Here is a 21,302-nt window from a genome sequence, read left to right on the forward strand (position 1 = left end):
GGATCAATGCCAGGATGTTTTTTTAAAATTTCTTCGTGATTTCCCAAGGATTCAACAACTTTGGTTGTTCTTTTATTGTTTCGATAAATATCCTTAATCACAAAATAAGATGTAGAATTTTTAGAACGACTGACTTTAATGCGCACATAATCGCTCCTTAAACCAGCTTTAGTCATCTACATTATAACATGTTACGAAATATTACGAAAGAATAAAAGGGAAAAATTGACAAAAAAATAAAGCCATATCAAGGCTTTTGTCCATTTTTTAAGTTTTTAGGTGTCAAACTCCCGAAGGGAAGTTTCAGCGATAATTTAAAAAACTTTCACAAACACTTGCTATAAAAATTTACCTGTGCTATAATAGCTTTACACTTAATATGTATTAAATCTTATAATTCACATGTTTTCACGGGATTATATTATTTATTTAGTTATTCCGTGAAAGCATGTGAATTTTTGTTTACATCGTTATTAAGTAACAAATTTTTGGAGGTATTTATACATGAATCAAGGTACAGTTAAATGGTTTAACGCAGAAAAAGGTTTCGGCTTTATCGAAGTTGAAGGCGGAGAAGACGTATTCGTTCATTTCTCAGCAATCACTGGCGATGGCTTCAAAACTCTTGAAGAAGGTCAAAAAGTAAGCTTTGATATCACTCAAGGCAACCGTGGCGACCAAGCTGCTAACGTTGTGAAACTATAATAAATATTGAAAGAGGACCGAAGATCGTACCCTGTAGGGCGATCTGAGGTCCTCTTTTTTTATTGTGCGGAAGAGGTTTATCTTGCCTTAGCGAGCAGTAACCCCCTCACCTCCATACATTTTAACCACTGGAAAAGTAATACAAATGGGAAAAAGTATCAAAAGCTTGCATTGAAAACGTTCACTAGATTAAGCTATTTCAAGTTTGTGACTTCGCAGAAAGGAGTATGAGAACAATTTAATCGACATGAAAAAATTAACAGATCGTAACCTAATTGAAGCTTACATCAATGCAAAAAAATTAGGACTTGATCCCGATTTTATCCAACAACTAGAATCCGAACTTACACGACGTTCCATTGATATACATCCAGATAAAACAGAGAAAAAAGGGTAGAGACACTAGCCTTAGATAAAGTGGGATTTCAATCAGTGGGGGATGAGAAAAAGCCCTCACTGAATGAGGTTTCACTTATGCCAGCACAAACACAGGCGCTTGCCTACTTCTTACATTTTTTGAAATGGCTCCTAATGATGGGATTTTTTCGAAAATCAATCTGTATTAATATTGGTTGTAGCTTATGAATGCTGTAGAACTGGTGGAAGAAAAAGGTGCGTGGAATTCTTTGAGGTGATATCTTCCTCTTTGCAGAATTAAAAGTAAATCAACATTTTTCGCTGTTTCGGTAAAACCGTTGTACTGGAATCAATTTTCTTTTCGATCCGCTCGAGTCGTTCTTCAAATCCTTTCAATTGTTCCTCTAATCGCTCCATCTGAGTCGAATGAAGTTCAAGCGCTTGTAAAATTTCCTGCAAAGCAGATTTTTCCATTCTATTTTTCACCCCCCCTTTAGTACTATTATAACTTGTCCCGTTTTTGTTGCAATAGGGAAATTTTTGTCGAATGTCGCAACGAGCCATAGAGAAATACGTTATAATAATAGGAACAGAAATAGGCCAACAGGATGTGGCGAACTTAGCCGTTCCCCCTTTTTCATCCTTTAGAATAAATTGACAAGGAGTGATCATAAGTGAAAATTTTCCATACAGCAGATTGGCATTTAGGGAAATTGGTACAAGGTGTCTATATGACAGAAGATCAACGATTCGTTTTACAACAATTTATTCAAGATATTGAGAAGGAGCAGCCGGATGTCGTGATTGTTGCGGGGGATTTATACGACCGGGCCGTGCCACCAACAGAAGCTGTTCAACTTTTAGATGAAGTGCTGGAGACGATCGTTTTAAAATTAAAAATCCCTGTATTGGCGATTGCCGGAAATCATGATAGTCCCAGTCGTTTACATTTTGGCAGTAAAATCATGGAACAAAATGGCTTACATATGTCTGGACGCTTAACAAAAGAATTACGTCCTGTTATTTTTCACGATGAATTTGGACCGGTGCATTTTCATCTTGTCCCATACTGTGATCCAAGCATGGTTCGCAATGTATTTGCAGATGAAGAGGTACGAACTCACCAGGATGCAGCACGAAAAATTATAACGGAAATAAACTCAAGGCTTGATCCTGAAGCTCGCCATGTGCTGATTGGGCATGCTTTTGTTACGCCATTTGGAGATGAGGAAGAGAATACAAGTGATTCCGAACGTCCCCTTTCCATTGGGGGAGCAGAATATGTCGATGCTCAACTTTTTTCTGATTTTCATTATACAGCTCTTGGACACCTACATCAGGCCCATTATGTCATGGAGGAAAAGATCCGCTATGCTGGCTCGATTTTAAAATATTCGATTTCCGAGGAACATCACCGAAAGGGTTATTCCGTTGTGGAGCTTGACCAAAATGGGGAAGTGACCATTACAAAAAAAGAACTCACACCGAAAAGAGACTTGCGAACAGTCGAAGCTACGATGTCCGAGCTATTAACTCATCCAGTTTGTGAAGATTATGTATTCGTTCGCTTATTAGATGAAACCCCGATCCTTTCACCGATGGAAAAAATTCGCTCCGTTTATCCCAATGCTATGCATGTGGAAAGAAAACAAATCGTCACTCAAGCCATCTCTGCTACGAAACAGACGCGTAGTAAGATGAGCGACCTAGAGCTTTTTCAGTCTTTCTACGAACAAGTAAAAGGGGAAAAAGCAACAGAAGAAACGGAAAGAATTTTTAAAGAGATTGTGGATGAATTATTACAAGATGAAAACGAGACGGCTGTTCAAACAGAAAGGGAAGTTGTTACAAATTAATCCTACATAGGAGGGAGAGAAAGATGCGCCCATTAACTTTAAGAATGACCGCTTTTGGCCCGTATAAAGATACAGAAATCATTGATTTTACGAAGCTAAAGCAGCAGTCCATCTTTGTGATTTCAGGTAATACTGGTGCTGGGAAAACAACGATTTTTGATGGGATTTGTTTTGCTTTATATGGAAGTGCCAGTGGACAAGATCGGGAAAATCAAACGATGCTGCGGAGTCATTTCGCGGAGGATGACATCCACACGGCGGTGGAATTAATCTTTGAGCTTCATCAACGTACATATCGAATTCTACGACAGTTAGGCCATGTGAAACAGGGGAATAAGACAAAAACAGGTGAAAGGTACGAGTTTTTTGAGTTGGTAGACGGCAAAGAAATTCCCTGTGTCGATCGACAAATCGTTTCCGAGATTGATAAAAAGGTAGAGTCGCTTTTAGGGCTCACCCAAGCGCAATTTAAGCAAATTGTGATGTTACCACAAGGAGAGTTCCGTAAATTATTAACCTCGCAAACGGAAAATAAAGAGGATATATTACGACGCCTTTTCAAAACCGATCGCTACCAACAAATCGGTGAAAAACTGCGAAATCGGAAAAAACGGGTAGAAGAAGCCTTCCAACAAGAGGAGAGAGTCAAAGAATCATTGATTCAAAACGTCCAAGCAACTCTTCCTGTCAGGGAGGAATCCTCCTTCTTTAGAGCCATATCACAGCCGCATTATAATATTCAGCAAATTTTACACGGGCTTGAAGAAGAGGTTGCCTATTATGGCGAGAGAAAAGCCAAAGACCATGAACAATATGAACTAGCCTATAAACGCCATACAGAAAAACAGGTTGAATTTTATCAAGCGCAAGCGTTGAATGAGAAATTTGCAGAACTTTCCGGGAAGAAGCAACAGCTTTTGCATTTAGAGGAGCAGATTCCGGCTTTTGCTCAAAAAGAAAAACAATGGGAAGCAGCAGAGCGAGCGAGCACGATTCAGCCCTATGAACTGCAGGTAAAAGAGTGGCGAGAAGAGGAAGAGAAAAAGCAACAAGCTTATGAACAAGCTATTCAGGAAAACAAGAGAACAGAGGATGCCTATCAGCGGACCTTGCAAATGTATCAACAGGAAGAAGGAAAAAAAGAGGAAAGAGAGCAGCTTCACCAAGAACTGACACGGTTACAGGGCTACCTTCCAACAGTACAAGAAATTGACCAAGTCAAACAACAGATCCAATTGCTGGAGAAACAAGCCAATCAAGCACATGTTCAGCTCGAGACCATTAAGAAGAAGAGAAAGGAAAAAACGGATACCATAGAGAAATGGCATCAGCAGATCGTGGAATTGGAGCGGGCTGTTAGCGAGTATCCAGAGAAAAGCGAATTATTAACAAAGAAACGCGAGCAATGGAAAGTTTTACATGAGTATCATAAATATGCGCTTAGACACATCACTCTGGACCAAGAGTTACAACAGAAAAAGCGGATTTTCGAGCAGAAAAAGGCGGAATACTTGGAGCAAGAAAAAATGTGGTTCAATCAACAAGCTCTTGTGTTGGCGAGCCATTTGCATGATGGGGAAGCTTGCCCCGTTTGTGGAAGTCGTGAACATCCCCATAAGGCGACGGATAATGGGGGAATGATTTCAAAAGAACAATTAGAAACGTTCAAAAAAGCAGTGGATCATTGGGAAAATGAATACCATACGCTCAAAGTTGATTGGACAGCAAATACTAAGCAGCTGCAAGAAAGACAAGGCGACGTGGCATCCTATGGTATGACAGTAGAGGAAGTCCCGATGAAACTGGACCAATTAAAGCGAGAAGGAAAGGTCCTAAACGAAGAGGTAGAAAAGTTAAAAGCTGACCAACGGTTACTCACTAAATGGAAAAGCGAATTGGGAGAGCAACAGCAAGAGCTCAAACAGTTGGACGAGAAAAAAGACGAGCTTGAACAGCTCTATCAGGAAAAGCGATTGAAATCAGAAAATACAAAGACGCTTTATATAGAGCGGGTTCGAACGATTCCAGAGGAATTACGTGTTTTAAAGCAATTAGAAGCACAAATTCAATCCGTAGAAAAGAAAAAAACAACTCTTGAGCAAGCATGGGAACAGGTGCAACAGCAACTCCAAAAAATTCAAGATCAGAAAACGAAGGCAACGGCGAATTTAGAATATGCTGAACAGCAACAAGTGGAGACAAAGGCAAAGAGAGAAAAAATGGAAGCCACATTGCGCTCCCTTTTACAGAAGGCAGAGTTTGTGACAGAAGAGGCTTATCATTCCGCCAAAATGTCAGAAAAGGCACGCGAAGAGTTGAAAAATGAGATTCAGCAATTTAAACAAACACGCTCCTTGCTTCAAGAGCAAGTAAAGGAATTAGAAACAAGCTTGAAAGACCAAGAAATGGCGGATTTACAACGATTGCAACGGCAATTAGAAGAATTGAAGCAAGCCTATGAAACAGCCCTTAATCAGTGGGAGCAATCAAAAAAATTCTCTGCGGAAGCAATTCAATTGTTAGACAAGATTACAGAGGCGGAAAAACGTGTGCGCGAAAGTGAACGACAACTAGCGATTTTAACGGATTTATATGATGTCATTCGTGGTCAAAATCAACATAAAGTTTCCTTTGAACGGTATTTACAGATTGAATATTTAGAGCAAATCATTGAAGCCGCTAATTTACGATTGAAAAAATTATCCAATGGCCAATACGATTTAATCCGTAGTGATCGCCAAGAAACCCATGGAAGGCAGAGCGGATTAGCCCTTGATATTTATGATGCTTATACAGGGCAAACTCGTGATGTGAAAACTTTATCCGGGGGCGAAAAATTCAATGCCTCCTTGTGTTTGGCATTAGGGATGTCAGATGTTATTCAAAGCTTCCAAGGAAATATTTCAATCGAAACAATGTTTATTGATGAAGGCTTTGGTACTTTAGATGAAGAAGCATTAAACAAAGCGATCGATACATTAGTTGACCTGCAACAATCGGGAAGAATGATTGGCGTTATTTCTCATGTTCAGGAGCTGAAATCGATCTTCCCCGCTATTCTTGAAGTAAAGAAAACGAAGGAAGGTCATAGCCAGGCGCAATTTATATTAAAGTGAATGAGTTTAGGATGAGCCAGCAAATCGATGAGGCCTACAGGATGTAGGGAAGAACGGCGAAGGCATGCAGCCGTGGCACTTTCGCCGTTCTTCCTATTCTCCGGGCTTTGCCTAAGGTATCACTAACAGCGTTTACTAAGGTAAATAGAGAACAAAAGGGACTCAAGTGCCCAGTGAAATCCCCATTGGCATGGTCGGTAGGATCGATTGACAATGACAGCAATACAGCGAATTTCTGATGCAGTTATTGGTTCTTTTTTCGCTTTTTATTATTTAATTTCTGTTTCGTGGTAAGCGGTTCCTGTGCCATTTCTTCCTGATATCCCACATTCCGACTTGGCCTTTTTTCCGGATTTAAGCCTTCCAAATTACTCTCCGTTCTTTTTGCCACCTCTATCACCTCCATAGATAGTCTTTGTGTGAACGTTAAAAATATGTAAAAAAATGTAGACAGAACTTGAAATTCATTTAGCAGAGTCTCATGTTTTCCTGTTGCCGGTATTTCTCCTGAATCGCCTCCAATCTCTGTCTTTTTGCGAGTGCTTCTTCATCCCATTTCGGCGTGGTGTCTACTTTATTCAGGTGCTCTTCATTTTGAAACCAGTCGGGTACTCTTTCCGTCCGAATGATTTTCCGTTGAAAAGTGCTTGAAGGGGTTTTCTTGTTGCTTAATAAGATTTTATACGCATATTTCCAAGCGAAAATTGCCCGTTCTGCAGTCGCTTCTAGGGCTTGAGAAATTTGCTCAAGTGGGAAATTTTGACACGCATGGGCCAATTCTTTTTTCTGGATGTCGCGAACTTTGCCTTAGCCTTATTATTATTTGAATTAATCGGCGTAATTATCGCTGTTGCGGCTGTGATCTTCATGGTGTCCGTAGTAGGATATTCTCTTAGTTAAATTTCGCCATTGTTGCAGGAACAATTTACACTTTTGTATATTGTTCCGTTTTTTTTAAGTGCTTTACCATACAAACGATTTTGCTTTTCGACCTTTACCTATCTTCACTTTTTATATAATCTAAGGGGAGGAAAAAATAATAGCTTGAAGGGGATTATACATTTGAAAGAAAGTTCGTTTATTATTCGCATGCTTGAAAATACGCGTGAGATTTTGCCAAATTATCATGATTATGGCTATGTTTTAGATAAAATCTTACAAGTCATGCAAGAAAAGACAGAATGCTCGTTAAAGTTTTATTTAGATAGTGAAGGACAGGAAGAGATTTGGACTGTCCTTCAAGAAGATATTGATGTTAGCCGCGCCCAACTGGTGGCGAATATTTTTGATTATATTGAAACGGGAACGATTACCTATGAGCAAAACGGGGATCAGCAAGGCTTTGTCATTAAACCTTCTTTGAATAATGCGGTCTATTATTATCCGGATCATCAGGTGGCTCTGATAAAATTACCAATCTTTCAAAATCATGCAGATTATGAAAGAGAGTTTATTTTAGCGGAAAATGATCAAGCCCTTCTAGTCTTTTTGGCGTACGTCTATGAACGGCAAAAAGAGATTATGAAGGGATGTGTGACGGTTTTTACTGATACAGAAGATGGTGTGGAGAGAACAAAGGAATGGATCACACAGCAAGTCAGCAGAGAGGATGTCCTATTAGAGGAAGAATTAAAAAATGAAATTTATCGCTCGATTGATGAATTTTTCAATGAGAGTGGTGAATTTTACAAGACATACAATATTCCGTATAAGCGAGGGATATTGCTATATGGACCACCAGGAAATGGAAAAACAACTTTAGTAAAGTCGATCGCAGGCAGTATTGATGCGCCCATTGCCTACTGGCAAATCACAGAGTATACATCTAGTTATTCGATTCAAGAGGTATTTTCGATTGTTGCCAAGATGGCCCCGATGGTGTTGGTGATCGAAGATATTGATTCCATGCCAGAATCGGCTCGTTCCGTTTTTCTGAATGCTTTAGATGGGGCGACATCAAAGGAGGGACTCTTCTTAATTGGGACAACGAATTATCCGGAACGCATTGATCCAGCCTTGATCAATCGTGCTGGACGATTTGATCGCGCCTATGAAATTAAGACACCGAGTCTAGCTTTAAGGGAAAAATATTTATTTGGCAAAAAGATTGATCGTTTTTTAAGAAAAGAGGATATTCTTTATCTGGCAAGACAAACAGAGTCGTTTTCTGTGGCGCAGTTAAATGAGCTATACACATCAGCAGCCCTGCAATGGCATTATGAGCAATCGGTTGATCTCTATACATTGATTCAAAATTTAAAAGCTGCGAACGAAAAAGCACGGACGCGGGAATGGGAAACGGATGAGTACTCGTCAATGGGTTTTGAGATGTGATGAAGATAGCCTACTATAAATGAAGAAAAATAGATACAGAGAGGGGGAGAAAGAAAATCAAACCTCTCTCCGTGTATATATAGTTGACGATTCATATAAGGATATGTACTCTTTAAAGAGGAATACATAGAGGATAAAATAAGAGCGCTATCAATATATGAGATATTGAATGTAAGAGGAGGATAATTCATGAGAGGGATCTCGGCAGAATTGAGAACAACGAGTGATTCGCGAGTAGAAGCTTGGGAAAAGTTAGAATATGGGATGTTCATTCATTGGGGATTATACTCAGAAATTGGTGGAGTTTGGAAGGGGCAACCTGTCACAAAAGGATATAATGAGCAAATTCAAATGTGGGCAAATATTTCGGAGGAGGAATATCTGGAAGTGGCCAAGCGATTCACAGCTGAACATTTTAATCCAGAAGAAATTTGCCAGCTTGCCAAAGATGCGGGCATGCGTTATATCGTGTTGACAACAAAGCATCATGACGGTTTTTCGATGTTTAAGACGGAAACAACGGATTATAATATCGTTGATCGTACGCCATTTGGCCAAGATGCTCTCAAGTTATTAGCAGATGAATGCCAAAAACAAGGATTAAAACTTGGACTCTACTATTCTCTTGTCGACTGGCACCAAGGACATGAGTTTGATCATAACAACTGCAATGAAATTCCGGAATCGATTGAAAAGATTATTGTAGAGCAATTACAAGAGCTTTTGACGAATTACGGACCGATTGCCGAGGTATGGTTTGACATGGGGGCGCCAACACTTGAACAAAGTAAGCGATTTCAGATTGTACGGGAATATCAACCAGATGCAGCCGTGAATAGCCGCATTTGGAATAATCAGGGGGATTTTCGAACATTAGGAGACAATGAAGTACCTTCCGTCCCCCTTGATGGAGCTTGGCAGACGCCTGCTTCCATTTATCATTCAACATGGGGATATCGAAGCTGGCAAGAGAGAAAAGACCTTACCGGCAAGGTGCAAGAGCTTGTAAAAAGCCTAGTGAAGGTGCGAGCAAATGGTGGAAATTACTTGTTGAATATCGGACCACGTGGGGATGGCTCGATTGTGGAATATGAAGCAGATGTTCTCCGGGGAATTGGCGACTGGTTAGAGCGCCATCAGCATGCTTGCTTAGATTCATCTGCCACACGATTTGGAACGCAAGCTTGGGGAGAAGTGATGGTGAAAGATCAGGATCTGTTTTTATATGTGCTGCATTGGCCGGAAGAAGGCGAACTCCGATTACCAGGACTTTTAACGGATGTGAAACGAGTAATAGAGAACGGCACAGAAGAAGTTCTTAATTGGCGATTGGAAGAAAATGATTGTGTCATTACTTTACCGAGTAAACCCGATGACGAGATTTTACCTGTTGTCAAAGTAGAATTAAGTGATAAAGCAACACTCATTCCAAGCAGTACAGTTAAAGAAGAAGATGGAGAATGGAATATTCATAAGGAAGATCTTGATTTTCGACATAGTTACAAAGATCAGGGTTCCTATTTTACTACAAAACAAACGGTTGTCCGAATATCGGCCTATCTGGCTAGCCAGCAGGAGGGGAAAGCAACCTTAACTGTAACGGGAAAGGCTGATCGAGACGCACAGTATCGTATACAGCTTGGCGATCACTTGCTGAGTGTGACAGGGAAACAACTTACAAATGGGAGCATAGGACCTATCCATCTATCTGCGAATGAAGTGATCCCACTTACGATACAACGAGCTGAGTCTTCTTATAAAGGAGAAGATATCAATCTGGAAATCGATAGGGTTACTGTAAAAAGGGCTAAGTAAAGGTGAAATCGCAGTCTTGTATAATGGAGATGTATCAATTTATGGTAACTTTTATGTCCACTATACGTCTAACCATGTAAAGAGAAAACGATTCTCTAAAAGTTAGATGAGGGCGATCAAATGAAATGGAGCCAATTTTTTGCTGGATTTATTTCAATTCTTTTATTCATGGTAGGTTGTGTGAATGATGATGAAGCGGTAAAAGAAACTAAAAAGCATATGAATGTTGAGAAAATGGAAACTTCAAACCCTGATGCTGAAGAAATCTTAAGCTTAGAACCGGATGCTGATATTTTTAAATATAATGAAGTGATATACATGACGAATATTGATTGGGTCGATGAGTTGTCATTAGCAAAAGACAGTCAGATTGGTGAAATAAAAACTAAAAATGAAACAAATACTGACTTTGAAAATGAAATGTCTAATAAGCTTCCCGTCGGGGCAAAAATTTATTCCGCCAAAGAAAGAGGCGATATATTAATCGTTGAATTCGATGAACATGTATTGAGATATCTCGCCATCGTAGAAGGATAACTTAGTCATAATCAAAAAATAGGAGTTGCGCTGACAACTCCTATATATGATACTCATAGTCCTCAGCAAGAATTCTGCGGAGGAATTTCTTTGTTCGTTCTTCTTTCGGTTGGACGAAAATATCGTGAGGCGAGCCTTCTTCGACAACGACCCCATCATTCATAAAAATAACGCGATTGGCTACATTTTGGGCAAAGGACATTTCATGGGTCACGACGAGCATGGTGGTTCCTTCGTTGGCAATATCCTTCATGACGGTGAGGACTTCACCAACAAGTTCCGGATCGAGGGCAGATGTAGGTTCATCGAATAATATAATGTCTGGATTTAACGCAACTGCTCGAGCAATTCCTACCCGTTGTTGTTGTCCTCCAGAAAGCTCGCCGGGATAAGATTGGTATTTATCGGACAGGCCTACCTTATCTAGGGCTTGCTTGCCAATTTCATCAGCTTTTCCTTTAGGGATCTTTCTGCCAATAATGAGCCCTTCCGTTACATTTTCTAAAGCTGTTTTATTATTAAACAGATTGTAATTTTGAAAAACAAAGGCCACTTTTTGTCTGATTTGGTGAATTTGCCGTTTGGATGCGCTATGGAGGTCTACGGTCAATTCACCAAAGGAGGCTTGACCTTGATCTGCTTTTTCCAAGAAGTTAATGCATCTGAGGAAGGTCGTTTTACCAGACCCACTTGGCCCGATAATGACGACAACATCTCCCTTATCGATTGATAAGTCTACACCTTTCAAAATCTCGTTTTTCCCAAAGGATTTATGAACATTTTTGAGTTGTAACATGTTTTTGCCTCCTACACTTTTATCAGACACTCACGATCTTATACTTTGTCAGACGTTTTTCATACCATTTAAACAAGTACTCTACTACACTACATAAGATTAAATAGACGAGAAAAATATCGATATACGCTTCCACATAGTTATAGCCAACATTGGCTGCGACCTGTGCTTTCAAGGTAATCTCATGTAAGGACATCGCATAGCCTAAAGAGGTGGCTTTGATAAGATTAACAGTTGCTGTACAAATATTCGGTAGAGCCACAACTAATGTTTGTGGAATGATAATTCTACGAAACGCTTGAGGTTGTGTGAGTCCAACCGATAAGGCTGCCTCGAGTTGCCCTTTGCTCACCGTATTAATGGCAGAGCGGAACACTTCAATTAAAATAGCTGTTGTATTGAGGGAAAATACAATAAAGGCATACCAAATCGGATTGATATCATACACGCTTGATTGAATATCGTATTTTTCAAATATCCTTGCAAGGAGCAGAGGGACACTATTATAAATAATAAAAATTTGGACAATGACAGGTGTACCCCGAACAAACGATACATAGACACGAGAAAACTGATTTAGAATTGGCAATTGATTTAGTCTAGTTAGGGCTAACAAAAAGCCAAGTGGCAAAGAGATGAAGAGTGCTACAATCGTAATGAGCAAGGCGACAGGCACTCCAGATAATGCAATGAAAAATGTATCGATTAGAAATGGAACATCAATCCCCATGAGTTGTCACCTTCCTACACACTTTTAACTACTTGTTTTCCTTTGCTAAAGAACCTTTCTAGCTTTAAGAAAAATTGTTCGATCGCGATCGAAAGTACCCAATAAATAATGGATAAAGCAATGTAAATTTCTAAGGCATGAGAATTATAATTGCTCGCAATAATCATATTTGCTTTCCCCATTACATCAATTAAACCAATCGTATAGGCTAATGAGCCTTCTTTTAGTAATTCTAATAAACCATTACCGAAATTGGGTAAGGCGACCACGAAGGCTTGTGGAAAAATAATTCGTCTATAAGCCTGAGGTGGACTTAGTCCTACGCTTACTGCTGCTTCATATTGCCCTTTGTCAATCGATTCGTAGGCAGTTCGGATTACTTCAGACATAATCGCTCCAAATTGCAGAGTAAACGTTAGTACAACGAAAATCGCTTTATCGATATCATTTAAATCAATGCCGAAATTGATAAAAATAGCGGGAACTCCATAATAGACAAGGAATAGTAGAACGATAGAAGGGGTACAACGTAAAACGGTTGTATACCCGTGAGCGATTTTTTTGGCGAATTTATTTTTTCCGATTTTCATCGTCGCTAAAATAAAGCCGAGAAAGCTTCCAAATAGAACAGAGAGTATGACGACCAAAAAAGTTACTTTTAAAAAGGGGATCAGGGTAGGAAATGCATCCCAAATATAGCTCGCATCAAAATACTTTTGCATGTTTTTCACCATCTTTTTCAAAATTGAAAAAATAGCTTTGGTACTTGTTTTCCATGACTGATATTTTTCTGTAAGGACACTAATACTATCTCTCTACTTGGTCAAGCACCTCAAAAAGATCACGGTTATAAAATTCCTCCATTAAACCATTAAGTTTCTTTTCCTCTTTCAGTTTTTTGATCGCTTCATCATAGGCATCTGCAAATTCTTGCTCTTTTTTATTAAATAGAGGCCAAGTTTTTATAACATTAAACTCGTTGTAGACAACCTCGTCTACAAGATTATGGTATGGTCCGTCTTCTGCTAGAACTTGCTTTTCAAAGGGGCCCTCAATGATAACCCCACCATCGACACGGCCTTCATTCACCCACTGTATGGTGTCAACCGAAAAAGTATCTCCAGCCTTAAGTTTAACCGGGTTATTAGGATTCTTCTGATTGTATTCATCAATGACTGTGTACTGAGCATTATTAGCGGCAATCGGAGCTAAAGTCATTCCAGCAGAAGCAAAGTCTTCTAGCGATTTAATTTGCTCATTTTCCTTTTTTAAGACGAGACCAATACTACTCAGACCTAGAAATTCCTTAGGATAGATAAATTTTTCCGTTCTTTCTTCTGTCCAAAAGGCATTTTTGACACCGACTTGATATTTCCCTTGGGATACGCCAACGAGCAAATCATCACTTGTGGTACCAACAAATTCAAATTCATATTCCGGTAATAATTCATCGACTAATTTCATCGCTTCCACATCATAACCGGTAGGATTTCCGTTATCATCTAACCAAGAAATAGGCTTAGAAGCTTGGTCGTAAGCCACTTTAATCTTCCTTACCTCTCCATCAGATCCAGTAGAATCCCCAGAAGCGGAATCAGACCCACATCCAGCTAATAACCCAAAAAGACTAAGTCCAATTAAGAAGCTAAATACTTTTAGAGGTTTCATACTTTTGTTCTCCTTTTAATATTTGTAATTTTTAGTTTTATTAGGGTGAAATAAGGGGAAGGAGTTTCATTCCCCGTTTCCAATGACTTCACTTCATCAAATATATTTATTTAGTTTTTTCCTCTTCCTGAAGAGCCGTCATGGCTAGGTTTTTAATTGTCATGTCGTCCATTGGTGGGTTATGCAATCCAGCACGGACATCGCGATAGTAACGTTGCAATGGATTGGTGAGTTGTAAACTTTTCGCTCCGACAACACGCATCGCTTGGTCGACAATTTTGATCGCTGAATTCGTGACCGTATGTTTGGCGATGGCGATTTCATTCGTTAAGTATGGTCTTCGTGCTTCATCATCATAGGCGGTTGCAACACTATATAATAGATGGCGCGCCTGAGCTAATTCTAATTCAATTTCACCGATATGTTGTTGAACATTTGGTAATTGGCTGATCGGTCCCTTTAAGCTATTCGGAGCATGATGGTTCGCAAAGTGAACGGCATAGTTGCGAGCGGCTTGCGCAATCCCAAGATACGTGGCGGGAATATGCAAGGCCCAGCCAGCAAATTTCGCAGGACTTTTCTTATCCGGTAGTTCAATGAGTTTGGTATCCTCCACTTTTACATCTTCCAAAACTAGATCATGACTTCCCGTTCCTCGCATCGACATCACGTTCCATGTTTCATCCACTGATAATCCTGGCAAGTCTTTATGAAGAAGGAAGAAACCAATCGATTGCTTCTCCTCAATCCAAGCAGAGGTCAAAAAATACGTTAAGATCGGTGAAGCTGTTGTGAATGTCTTTCTTCCATTCAAGACCCAGCCTTCCCCTTGTCTCACCGCATTTGTGCCGGGGCGACCGCCTCGTGTCGGGCTACCGGTTTGTGCTTCACTGACGGATCGATTAATAACTGCCCCATTTAAAATTTCCTGTGCAAGAAAATCCAAGTTTTCGGGAGTCCAGGCTTTTTTCTCATAGATTTCCCCGACAGTGCCGAGATGCCAACCAATGGAAAGGGCGGTGTTAGAATCATAGCTTGCTAGTGTTTCTTGAAAAAGCACCATATCATAAACGTTTAGGCCTTCTCCACCAAATTCCTTTGGCAAAGTGATCTTTGTATAGCCCAAATCAACTAAATCTTGAATGTTTTCTTTTGGGAAGATGCCCTGTTCATCAATTTGGGCGGATAGACTTTTAAATTTATCTTCTTTCCCCTGCAATTTGTTTAACCATGACTGTTGCTGTTCTGTGCGAATAAATAAATACATCCTGTCTCTCCTCCTGTTTTTTGTAATTTGATAAAGCGTATTTGTTTAGTCGGAATTGAAGTAAAAAAATAGTTTCTTTTACTTTATGCAAGGTAGCTATGTTTGTTTCCAATCATTTGTCGGATAATAAAGAATCCCTCGTTTGAATGGCAAAGGCTTCTGTCCATGATTTCGGGCACGATTCGTCCGGGATTGTTACCGATTTAAGATTCGTCCTTCAATTTCAGGCACGATTCATGCTCGATCATTACCGATTTAGGGGCTTTGTTCTAAAAAGCCTAAGAATGCAGTTGGTCAGTGGGAGATAAGCTCCCACTGAATTATTGACACTAATCTTAGGGGATCAGAAAGACTTTGTCAAGATGAAATTTTAGTATCTGTATCGGAATTATAGGTAATCTTATTTTTAAAAAGGAATTGCATTAAAGTTTTTCAACAAGCTGGGTAAGAGGGACATCTATCTCCTTTTGGGGATCATCCAAAGGATAAATACGTGCTGTATCATTGCTTTCATCTACTTGTTGGATATAAACACGCTCACCTTGATATGTGACATGTTTTATTTCTCCTGATTGCACGATTTCTTCAGCTCTTTGTCGATTCAATGAAATCCTCCTCCTTACTTATATAATTTCTCGACCGCGATACAAATATACTGGCAAGAATATCTTGGGAAGAAAGGTGAAGAATCTAAAAAATACAATCGTTATAGCTGCAATGATTCGTTTATAATAGGGAAAAGGCAAAAAGGAGTGAATGAGATGAGCGATCAGGGGAGATTCGAAATACCGATTTTGGAGACTGAACGATTGCGTTTAAGGAAATTAAAGGATACAGATGTAGAAGATATATTTCGTTATGGCTCGGATGAGGAAGTATCCAGGTATGTGACATGGGATCGTCATCAAACCATCAAAGATACAGAACAATTCCTAGATTTTGCGAAAGGGCGATATGCTGAAAAGCAAGTAGCACCATGGGGAATCGAATGGAAAAAAACAGGGAAGATCATAGGCACGATTGACTTTATTTGGTGGAAACCGAAACATCGAAGTGCTGAAATCGGCTATGTATTATCGCGAGATTTCTGGGGAAAAGGCATTATGACAGAAGCGGCCAAAGAGGTCATTCGCTTTGGGTTTGAAGAAATGGATCTTGTGAGAATTCAGGCCCGGTGCTTAGACGAAAATATTGGTTCCAGTCGAGTGATGGAAAAAGTGGGAATGAGCTTTGAAGGGATTTTGCGCAAGGCGATGTTCACAAAAGGAAAGCATTGGGATATTAAGATCTACTCTATTTTGCAGGGGGAATAACGCAACCATTGAAAACAGGATTATACAGATTTTAAGAGCATATAGTAATGATAAAGCTCGAACTAAAAAGGGTGTTTGTCATGTTGGAGATTGTGGATTATTTACAGAAGCAGAAGGGGGAAATGTTGCAGGCGTTGAGGGTATTAACTAAAAAAGAATCCCCTTCTTATGAGAAACACTTAGTGGATAAATGTGGGAAAAAACTAGTCGAAATCGTTAATCAGTATGTAGATGGTCGAACGGAGATCATTGAAAATCATTCATTTGGCAATCAACTTCGCCTTGAATTAGGAGAGGGAGAAGAACAAATATTAGTATTGGGGCATTTGGATACAGTTTGGCCACAAGGCACTTTGAAGCAAATGCCCTTTGGAATTGTTGGAGACAAAGCATTTGGCCCCGGTGTTTTTGATATGAAGGCTGGGCTTGTGCAAGGGATATTTGCCCTGCATGCCTTGCAAACATTCCAAGTTCCTATCAAGAAAAAAGTGGTTTTCCTTGTCACAACAGATGAAGAAATTGGGAGTAGCAGTTCGCGGGCAATAATTGAAAGCGAGGCAAAGCGAAGTAAATATGTGCTTGTTTTGGAACCTGCGGCCACACCTAGAGGCGAATTAAAAACAGCCAGAAAAGGAGTAGGTGCTTTTCAAATAAAGATTACAGGCCAGGCAGCTCATGCGGGGATTGAGCCGGAAAAGGGAATAAGTGCCATTGAGGAATTAGCCAAACAGATCTTGTATCTACATGATTTAACCGATTTGCAGAAGGGAACGACCGTAAACATCGGCATGATCCAAGGGGGAATTGCGACAAATGTGATTGCGGCCCATGCGGAAGCAGAATTGGATGTTCGAATAGAACGACCCGAAGAAATGAAAAGGGTAGTTCCCTTAATCGAAGGTTTGTCACCAACTCAAGAAGGACTCACAATCGAAGTATCTGGTGCTGTAACACGTCCCCCAATGGAAAAAACGCCTGAAATTGAAAAGATGTTCTTTAAAGCAAAAGAAATAGCAAAAACGTATTTAGATTTGGATCTAGAAGATCAACTAAGTGGTGGTGGTAGTGATGGAAGTATTACAGCGCAATATGCACCTACATTGGATGGGTTAGGGGCAGTCGGGGACGGATCCCATGCGGACCACGAGCATATCATTATTTCACAAATGCCTGTTCGCAGTGCCTTACTTGCTTTGCTCATCAAAGAATTAGGAGAACAGCCGATTCGTAAAAATGCCTAATAAGGCCCGTCAATAGGGTAAGATATGTAAAACATGAGGATTATGATATGATCGAGCTCAAAATCGATTGGGGTTAAAAAAGGGAACTCCGTGAATGTACGAAAGACGAAGTAAATTGTGATTTACGAAAACCGAAGAAAATTGCGAAAACGTAGATCAAGAAGCTCTTTGGATCTACGAAAACCGAAGGAAATTGTAAAACGTAGATCAAGAAGCTCTTTGGATCTACAAAAACTGAAGGAAATTGTAAAAATGTAGATCAAGAAGCCCTTTGGATCTACGAAAACCGAAGAAAATTGCGAAATAGTAGATCAAGAAGCCTTTTGGATCTACGAAAACTGAAGGAAATTGCAAAAACGTAGATCAAGAAGCTCTTTGGGTCTACGAAAACTAAAGGAAATTGTAAAAACGTAGATCAAGAAGCCTTTTGGATCTACGAAAACTGAAGGAAATTGCAAAAAAGTAGATCAAGAAGCCCTTTGGATCTACGAAAACTGAAGGAAATTGTAAAAATGTAGATCAAGAAGCCCTTTGGATCTACGAAAACCGAAGGAAGTTGCGAAATCGCAGATCAAGGAGCTCTTTGGATCTACAAAAAACATGATAAATCTATAAAATAAGCAATAAAGGGATGTCTAGCGTATAATAGAACTTTTTGAGGGCCCCTAATTTCATTCTCTTTCGATCACTTTCATCGGTCGCATCATGTCATAATCCTCATGTTCTAAAATATGACAGTGCCAGACATAATCACCAGGATTTTCCGTGAATTTCATGATCACACTTGTCACCATACCTACGTCAGCTCGAACCGTATCTTTCCACCCTCTTTCATATGGTTCTGGTTCGATGGGTGGCCCAGTATAGTGAATATATCCATCTTGCTGAAACCGTTCCAAATCAAAGGGTCTTCGGTGTAAAACTTTAAATTGGATGAGATGGATATGCATGGGATGCGGAAAGTTCATTAAGTTAATAAATCGCCATACTTCGGTATCCCCAATCACAGGTTTTTCCGTGACGGGATCATGCCACTTCTGATTATCTAACATCAGAATAGGACGATTAAATTCATCTTGCCTCGCATCAAGCGTTAATAATCTAATTTTATCTGCACATTTTTCCTCTAATGGCTGGTCATCTGGTAGTAAGCTCGCCGGAATTTCGCTCATATCTTTTTGCTTGAGTGGCAAGGTGACATCAAATCTCATAATGACCCCTGTATTCCCTTCATCGTTTGTGTTTTGCATCACCAACTTTTTGCCCTTTAGTTTTGAAAAATCAATGATGATTTCAGCACGTTCAGCAGGTTCGATTGGAAGGGTTGTTAACTCAACCGGCTTTGTTAGGAGCCCGCCATCCGTTGCAATCTGGTAAAAGGACCGTCCATCTCCAATTCTTAATGTAAAGGCATTTGTATTCGCTGCATTTAAAATGCGGAAACGGTATTTCCGCGGTTCCACTTTTAATCGTGGCCAGAGTTTGCCATTCACGACCATTGTATTCCCATTAAAAAACGGTTGGACAGATGGATTAATGGGTGCAGGAGGATCTGTATTTTCTGGATAAAATAAGGAACCGTCTTGATTAAAAGATTTATCCTGAATGATAAGTGGTATATCATAACGATTTTTAGGCAAATTTAGAGTTTTCTCGATTGGGTCACGAATGATGTAAAGCCCAACAAGCCCGGCATACACATTCAATCTTGTAATGCCGATCGCGTGATCATGGTACCAGAGAGTGGCTCCGTTTTGGCGATTGGTATATTCATATATTTTTCTTCTAAAAGTTTCGCCTGTTTGCGCAAAGTTTCTTGAAAACCATGCTTCTGGATGTCCATCGCTTTCCCAGTCTACGTTCGCACCATGTAAGTGGGTGACAGTACGCACTTCAGGTGGACCAGCTGATTCGTGAAGGGTTCGATCAATCGGCAAAAAATGTTTCAAAGGTAATTGATTTTTCCACTTCACATAAATTTTTTCGTTTTGATTGACATGGATCGTAGGACCGGGGTACAACCCATCATAGCCCCAAACGGTCGTAGCTGGCATGAGTTTGTGGAAACGATGTTTACATTCTTTCATGGTGATCTCATAGTAAGACTTTCCTCTGATGGTCTTAAGGGGTCTTGCAACTGGTGGAATCGGTAGGTCATCCACAAACTTAGGAATGGTGTCAGGATTGGAAGGATCCACTTTACTCACTTTCGGTTTGATTGTTTGTATTTTTTTCACCCCCTCTTCGTCTCCATTACAGTCTATGTAGGATAGTTGTTTATGAATGAGACATGAGCGGAGATTAGGGGATTTTTTAGTTTCATATGTAGGAGAAATTTATAAATGGAAAACGACCTCCACTTTGATTTAAAGGGAAGTCGTTATAAATTAATTCTTTTTGCTAGGACCATATTGCTTTTGTTTATTGCTTTCCAGAAACTTCTCAAAGTCAGTGAGAGAATCTTCTTTTTCAGTTGGGTCTGAAGGGGGCGCATGATCAAAATAAAGGTTACTTTGCTTTTGTTCGTTCGACTCAGTGTGTATTACATCGTTAGTAGGCAATACATCCGTATCCTTATCTTTGTTTTGGGTGGAAAAAGAAGCAAACAAGTCGTCTTCATCGCGTTCATGTTCCACTGCATGAAGATGGTCCGATGGAGGCTCATCTCCTGATCTTTCCAGATTCTTACTTGCTCTAATCTTCTCAAAGGCCTGCTCAAATCGAGCGAAGGCATCCTCTTCCAAATGATAAATATTATCCTGCTTATTTGCTGTTTGTTCTTCTTCTGAACCATTTTTTCTTGTCTTCTGGATTTCTTGTTCCTCTTTTTCTTCATGATTGGAAGCATCTGAAGAGTTAGCAGCAAATATTGTCTTAACTTCGTTTCCTTTCTGTTCTTCTCCTGCCAGTGCGATCGCTTTTTTCACTAAAGCAAATCCATCTTTAAAGCATTTTAAATAGGTTTGATATTGTGCCGTTCCCCGTAATAACTGGGATTGACCAGTTTGGAATCTGGTATCAAAAAAGATTAAAGTATGAGTCTTTTCTGGCACGGAAATGTCTAATTTTAATGAGGAGATTTTTTCCGGCTCTTTGTTTTGAATGAGCTGTTTATTGATGACCATTTCTACATTGGTTACATCAACAAAGTCATATTCAAAAACATCATACGTCATCTCCCGGATAGGTTTATTCATATCTGTCGGAAGCCAAATACAGAGACGTTTTTTTTGCTCATCAATGGCAATTCTGGTTAACAAGGAATCAGGGGAAACAACTTCTGTTTCTGAGAATGACTTCTCTTTAGGCCTGAAACTAGCTATATAATTTTTAAATTTTTCCCGATTAGCCTTCTCTATTTCCCCAGCTCTCGCCATAAAAGTGATGGAAATAATGAGAAAAACAATTAACAAGACGATCCCAATCGCATATTGCCCGATCGTGATTAAAAATATTAATAGGCCAATCCCTATAGGAATAAATAAGCATCCTACGCAACCAATAAAATTAGAATAGCCTGAGGACAAGGTAAAAATCTCCTCTCTGAATATATCTTTCTATCTCTTC

At 39.7% G+C, this 21,302-nt stretch carries 20 protein-coding genes; 10 read left to right on the plus strand and 10 right to left on the minus strand.

Annotated elements, in window-relative coordinates:
* Nucleotides 1-504 precede the first annotated feature (504 nt).
* Together KI363_RS06015 and KI363_RS06020 are read left to right on the plus strand one after the other, a co-directional pair.
* Nucleotides 505-705, plus strand: a complete 201-nt coding sequence (locus tag KI363_RS06015; protein WP_144921447.1) for a cold-shock protein — start codon at nucleotides 505-507, stop codon at nucleotides 703-705.
* Nucleotides 706-952: 247 nt separating this feature from the next.
* Nucleotides 953-1,102, plus strand: a complete 150-nt coding sequence (locus KI363_RS06020) for a sporulation histidine kinase inhibitor Sda (RefSeq protein WP_212965823.1) — start codon at nucleotides 953-955, stop codon at nucleotides 1,100-1,102.
* Between the two features lie 257 nt (nucleotides 1,103-1,359).
* Here the strand turns inward: KI363_RS06020 and KI363_RS06025 are convergent, their stop codons facing one another.
* Complete coding sequence (locus tag KI363_RS06025; RefSeq protein ID WP_212965824.1) at nucleotides 1,360-1,536, minus strand: hypothetical protein; 177 nt, start codon at nucleotides 1,534-1,536, stop codon at nucleotides 1,360-1,362.
* A 200-nt stretch (nucleotides 1,537-1,736) separates the two neighbouring features.
* Here KI363_RS06025 and KI363_RS06030 point away from each other — a divergent pair, with 200 nt between their 5' ends.
* Nucleotides 1,737-2,918 carry an exonuclease SbcCD subunit D gene (locus KI363_RS06030; RefSeq protein ID WP_158321093.1) on the plus strand — a complete coding sequence of 394 codons (1,182 nt, stop codon included), beginning with the start codon at nucleotides 1,737-1,739 and terminating at the stop codon, nucleotides 2,916-2,918.
* 23 nt (nucleotides 2,919-2,941) lie between these two features.
* The gene (locus tag KI363_RS06035) at nucleotides 2,942-6,034 is read left to right on the plus strand and encodes an AAA family ATPase (RefSeq protein ID WP_158321094.1); all 3,093 of its coding nucleotides are present in this window, start codon (nucleotides 2,942-2,944) and stop codon (nucleotides 6,032-6,034) included.
* Nucleotides 6,035-6,278: 244 nt separating this feature from the next.
* Here the strand turns inward: KI363_RS06035 and sspO are convergent, their stop codons facing one another.
* Nucleotides 6,279-6,425 carry a small acid-soluble spore protein SspO gene (sspO, locus tag KI363_RS06040; RefSeq protein ID WP_246516778.1) on the minus strand — a complete coding sequence of 49 codons (147 nt, stop codon included), beginning with the start codon at nucleotides 6,423-6,425 and terminating at the stop codon, nucleotides 6,279-6,281.
* 368 nt (nucleotides 6,426-6,793) lie between these two features.
* Here sspO and KI363_RS06045 point away from each other — a divergent pair, with 368 nt between their 5' ends.
* From KI363_RS06045 to KI363_RS06060, 4 genes are all read left to right on the plus strand, one after another.
* Entirely contained in the window at nucleotides 6,794-6,934 is a 141-nt protein-coding gene (locus KI363_RS06045; RefSeq protein ID WP_191967363.1) for a hypothetical protein, read from the plus strand.
* 162 nt (nucleotides 6,935-7,096) lie between these two features.
* Nucleotides 7,097-8,368 (plus strand): ATP-binding protein, encoded by a 1,272-nt coding sequence (locus tag KI363_RS06050; RefSeq protein WP_246516779.1) that lies wholly within the window; start codon nucleotides 7,097-7,099, stop codon nucleotides 8,366-8,368.
* A gap of 189 nt (nucleotides 8,369-8,557) precedes the next feature.
* Nucleotides 8,558-10,183 (plus strand): alpha-L-fucosidase, encoded by a 1,626-nt coding sequence (locus KI363_RS06055; protein ID WP_212965825.1) that lies wholly within the window; start codon nucleotides 8,558-8,560, stop codon nucleotides 10,181-10,183.
* Nucleotides 10,184-10,303: 120 nt separating this feature from the next.
* Complete coding sequence (locus KI363_RS06060) at nucleotides 10,304-10,720, plus strand: hypothetical protein (RefSeq protein WP_158321097.1); 417 nt, start codon at nucleotides 10,304-10,306, stop codon at nucleotides 10,718-10,720.
* A 40-nt stretch (nucleotides 10,721-10,760) separates the two neighbouring features.
* Here the strand turns inward: KI363_RS06060 and KI363_RS06065 are convergent, their stop codons facing one another.
* The 6 genes from KI363_RS06065 to KI363_RS06090 all read right to left on the minus strand — a co-directional run bounded on the left by KI363_RS06065 (nucleotide 10,761) and on the right by KI363_RS06090 (nucleotide 15,786).
* Nucleotides 10,761-11,516 carry an amino acid ABC transporter ATP-binding protein gene (locus tag KI363_RS06065; RefSeq protein ID WP_158321098.1) on the minus strand — a complete coding sequence of 252 codons (756 nt, stop codon included), beginning with the start codon at nucleotides 11,514-11,516 and terminating at the stop codon, nucleotides 10,761-10,763.
* A gap of 22 nt (nucleotides 11,517-11,538) precedes the next feature.
* Nucleotides 11,539-12,246 (minus strand): amino acid ABC transporter permease, encoded by a 708-nt coding sequence (locus KI363_RS06070; protein ID WP_246516780.1) that lies wholly within the window; start codon nucleotides 12,244-12,246, stop codon nucleotides 11,539-11,541.
* Nucleotides 12,247-12,260: 14 nt separating this feature from the next.
* Complete coding sequence (locus KI363_RS06075; protein WP_158321099.1) at nucleotides 12,261-12,968, minus strand: amino acid ABC transporter permease; 708 nt, start codon at nucleotides 12,966-12,968, stop codon at nucleotides 12,261-12,263.
* Between the two features lie 85 nt (nucleotides 12,969-13,053).
* Nucleotides 13,054-13,914, minus strand: coding sequence for a transporter substrate-binding domain-containing protein (locus KI363_RS06080; protein WP_212965826.1), 861 nt, complete (start codon nucleotides 13,912-13,914; stop codon nucleotides 13,054-13,056).
* 106 nt (nucleotides 13,915-14,020) lie between these two features.
* On the minus strand, nucleotides 14,021-15,181 hold the full coding sequence (locus KI363_RS06085; RefSeq protein WP_212965827.1) for an acyl-CoA dehydrogenase family protein: 1,161 nt from the start codon (nucleotides 15,179-15,181) through the stop codon (nucleotides 14,021-14,023).
* A gap of 422 nt (nucleotides 15,182-15,603) precedes the next feature.
* The gene (locus KI363_RS06090; RefSeq protein ID WP_158321102.1) at nucleotides 15,604-15,786 is read right to left on the minus strand and encodes an H-type small acid-soluble spore protein; all 183 of its coding nucleotides are present in this window, start codon (nucleotides 15,784-15,786) and stop codon (nucleotides 15,604-15,606) included.
* 156 nt (nucleotides 15,787-15,942) lie between these two features.
* Here KI363_RS06090 and KI363_RS06095 point away from each other — a divergent pair, with 156 nt between their 5' ends.
* Nucleotides 15,943-16,494, plus strand: coding sequence for a GNAT family N-acetyltransferase (locus KI363_RS06095; protein WP_158321103.1), 552 nt, complete (start codon nucleotides 15,943-15,945; stop codon nucleotides 16,492-16,494).
* Between the two features lie 80 nt (nucleotides 16,495-16,574).
* Entirely contained in the window at nucleotides 16,575-17,735 is a 1,161-nt protein-coding gene (locus KI363_RS06100; RefSeq protein WP_246516781.1) for a M20 family metallopeptidase, read from the plus strand.
* Between the two features lie 671 nt (nucleotides 17,736-18,406).
* Here KI363_RS06100 and KI363_RS06105 read toward each other — a convergent pair.
* A complete protein-coding gene (locus tag KI363_RS06105) occupies nucleotides 18,407-19,972 on the minus strand; it encodes a multicopper oxidase family protein (protein ID WP_281414084.1) in 1,566 nt (521 codons plus the stop codon).
* A 150-nt stretch (nucleotides 19,973-20,122) separates the two neighbouring features.
* Entirely contained in the window at nucleotides 20,123-21,262 is a 1,140-nt protein-coding gene (locus KI363_RS06110; RefSeq protein ID WP_212965829.1) for a hypothetical protein, read from the minus strand.
* Nucleotides 21,263-21,302: the final 40 nt, after the last annotated feature.

It is taken from the genome of Lederbergia ruris, from assembly GCF_018332955.1.
GTDB lineage: Bacteria > Bacillota > Bacilli > Bacillales > Bacillaceae_C > Lederbergia > Lederbergia ruris.

Coding starts and splice junctions, on each gene's coding strand:
- KI363_RS06015 (WP_144921447.1), top strand. CDS start 505: ATGAATCAAGGTACAGTTAAATGGTTTAACGCAGAAAAAGGTTTCGGC.
- KI363_RS06020 (WP_212965823.1), top strand. CDS start 953: ATGAAAAAATTAACAGATCGTAACCTAATTGAAGCTTACATCAATGCA.
- KI363_RS06025 (WP_212965824.1), bottom strand. CDS start 1,536: ATGGAAAAATCTGCTTTGCAGGAAATTTTACAAGCGCTTGAACTTCAT.
- KI363_RS06035 (WP_158321094.1), top strand. CDS start 2,942: ATGCGCCCATTAACTTTAAGAATGACCGCTTTTGGCCCGTATAAAGAT.
- KI363_RS06055 (WP_212965825.1), top strand. CDS start 8,558: ATGAGAGGGATCTCGGCAGAATTGAGAACAACGAGTGATTCGCGAGTA.
- KI363_RS06060 (WP_158321097.1), top strand. CDS start 10,304: ATGAAATGGAGCCAATTTTTTGCTGGATTTATTTCAATTCTTTTATTC.
- KI363_RS06065 (WP_158321098.1), bottom strand. CDS start 11,516: ATGTTACAACTCAAAAATGTTCATAAATCCTTTGGGAAAAACGAGATT.
- KI363_RS06070 (WP_246516780.1), bottom strand. CDS start 12,246: ATGGGGATTGATGTTCCATTTCTAATCGATACATTTTTCATTGCATTA.
- KI363_RS06075 (WP_158321099.1), bottom strand. CDS start 12,968: ATGCAAAAGTATTTTGATGCGAGCTATATTTGGGATGCATTTCCTACC.
- KI363_RS06080 (WP_212965826.1), bottom strand. CDS start 13,914: ATGAAACCTCTAAAAGTATTTAGCTTCTTAATTGGACTTAGTCTTTTT.
- KI363_RS06085 (WP_212965827.1), bottom strand. CDS start 15,181: ATGTATTTATTTATTCGCACAGAACAGCAACAGTCATGGTTAAACAAA.
- KI363_RS06095 (WP_158321103.1), top strand. CDS start 15,943: ATGAGCGATCAGGGGAGATTCGAAATACCGATTTTGGAGACTGAACGA.
- KI363_RS06100 (WP_246516781.1), top strand. CDS start 16,575: ATGTTGGAGATTGTGGATTATTTACAGAAGCAGAAGGGGGAAATGTTG.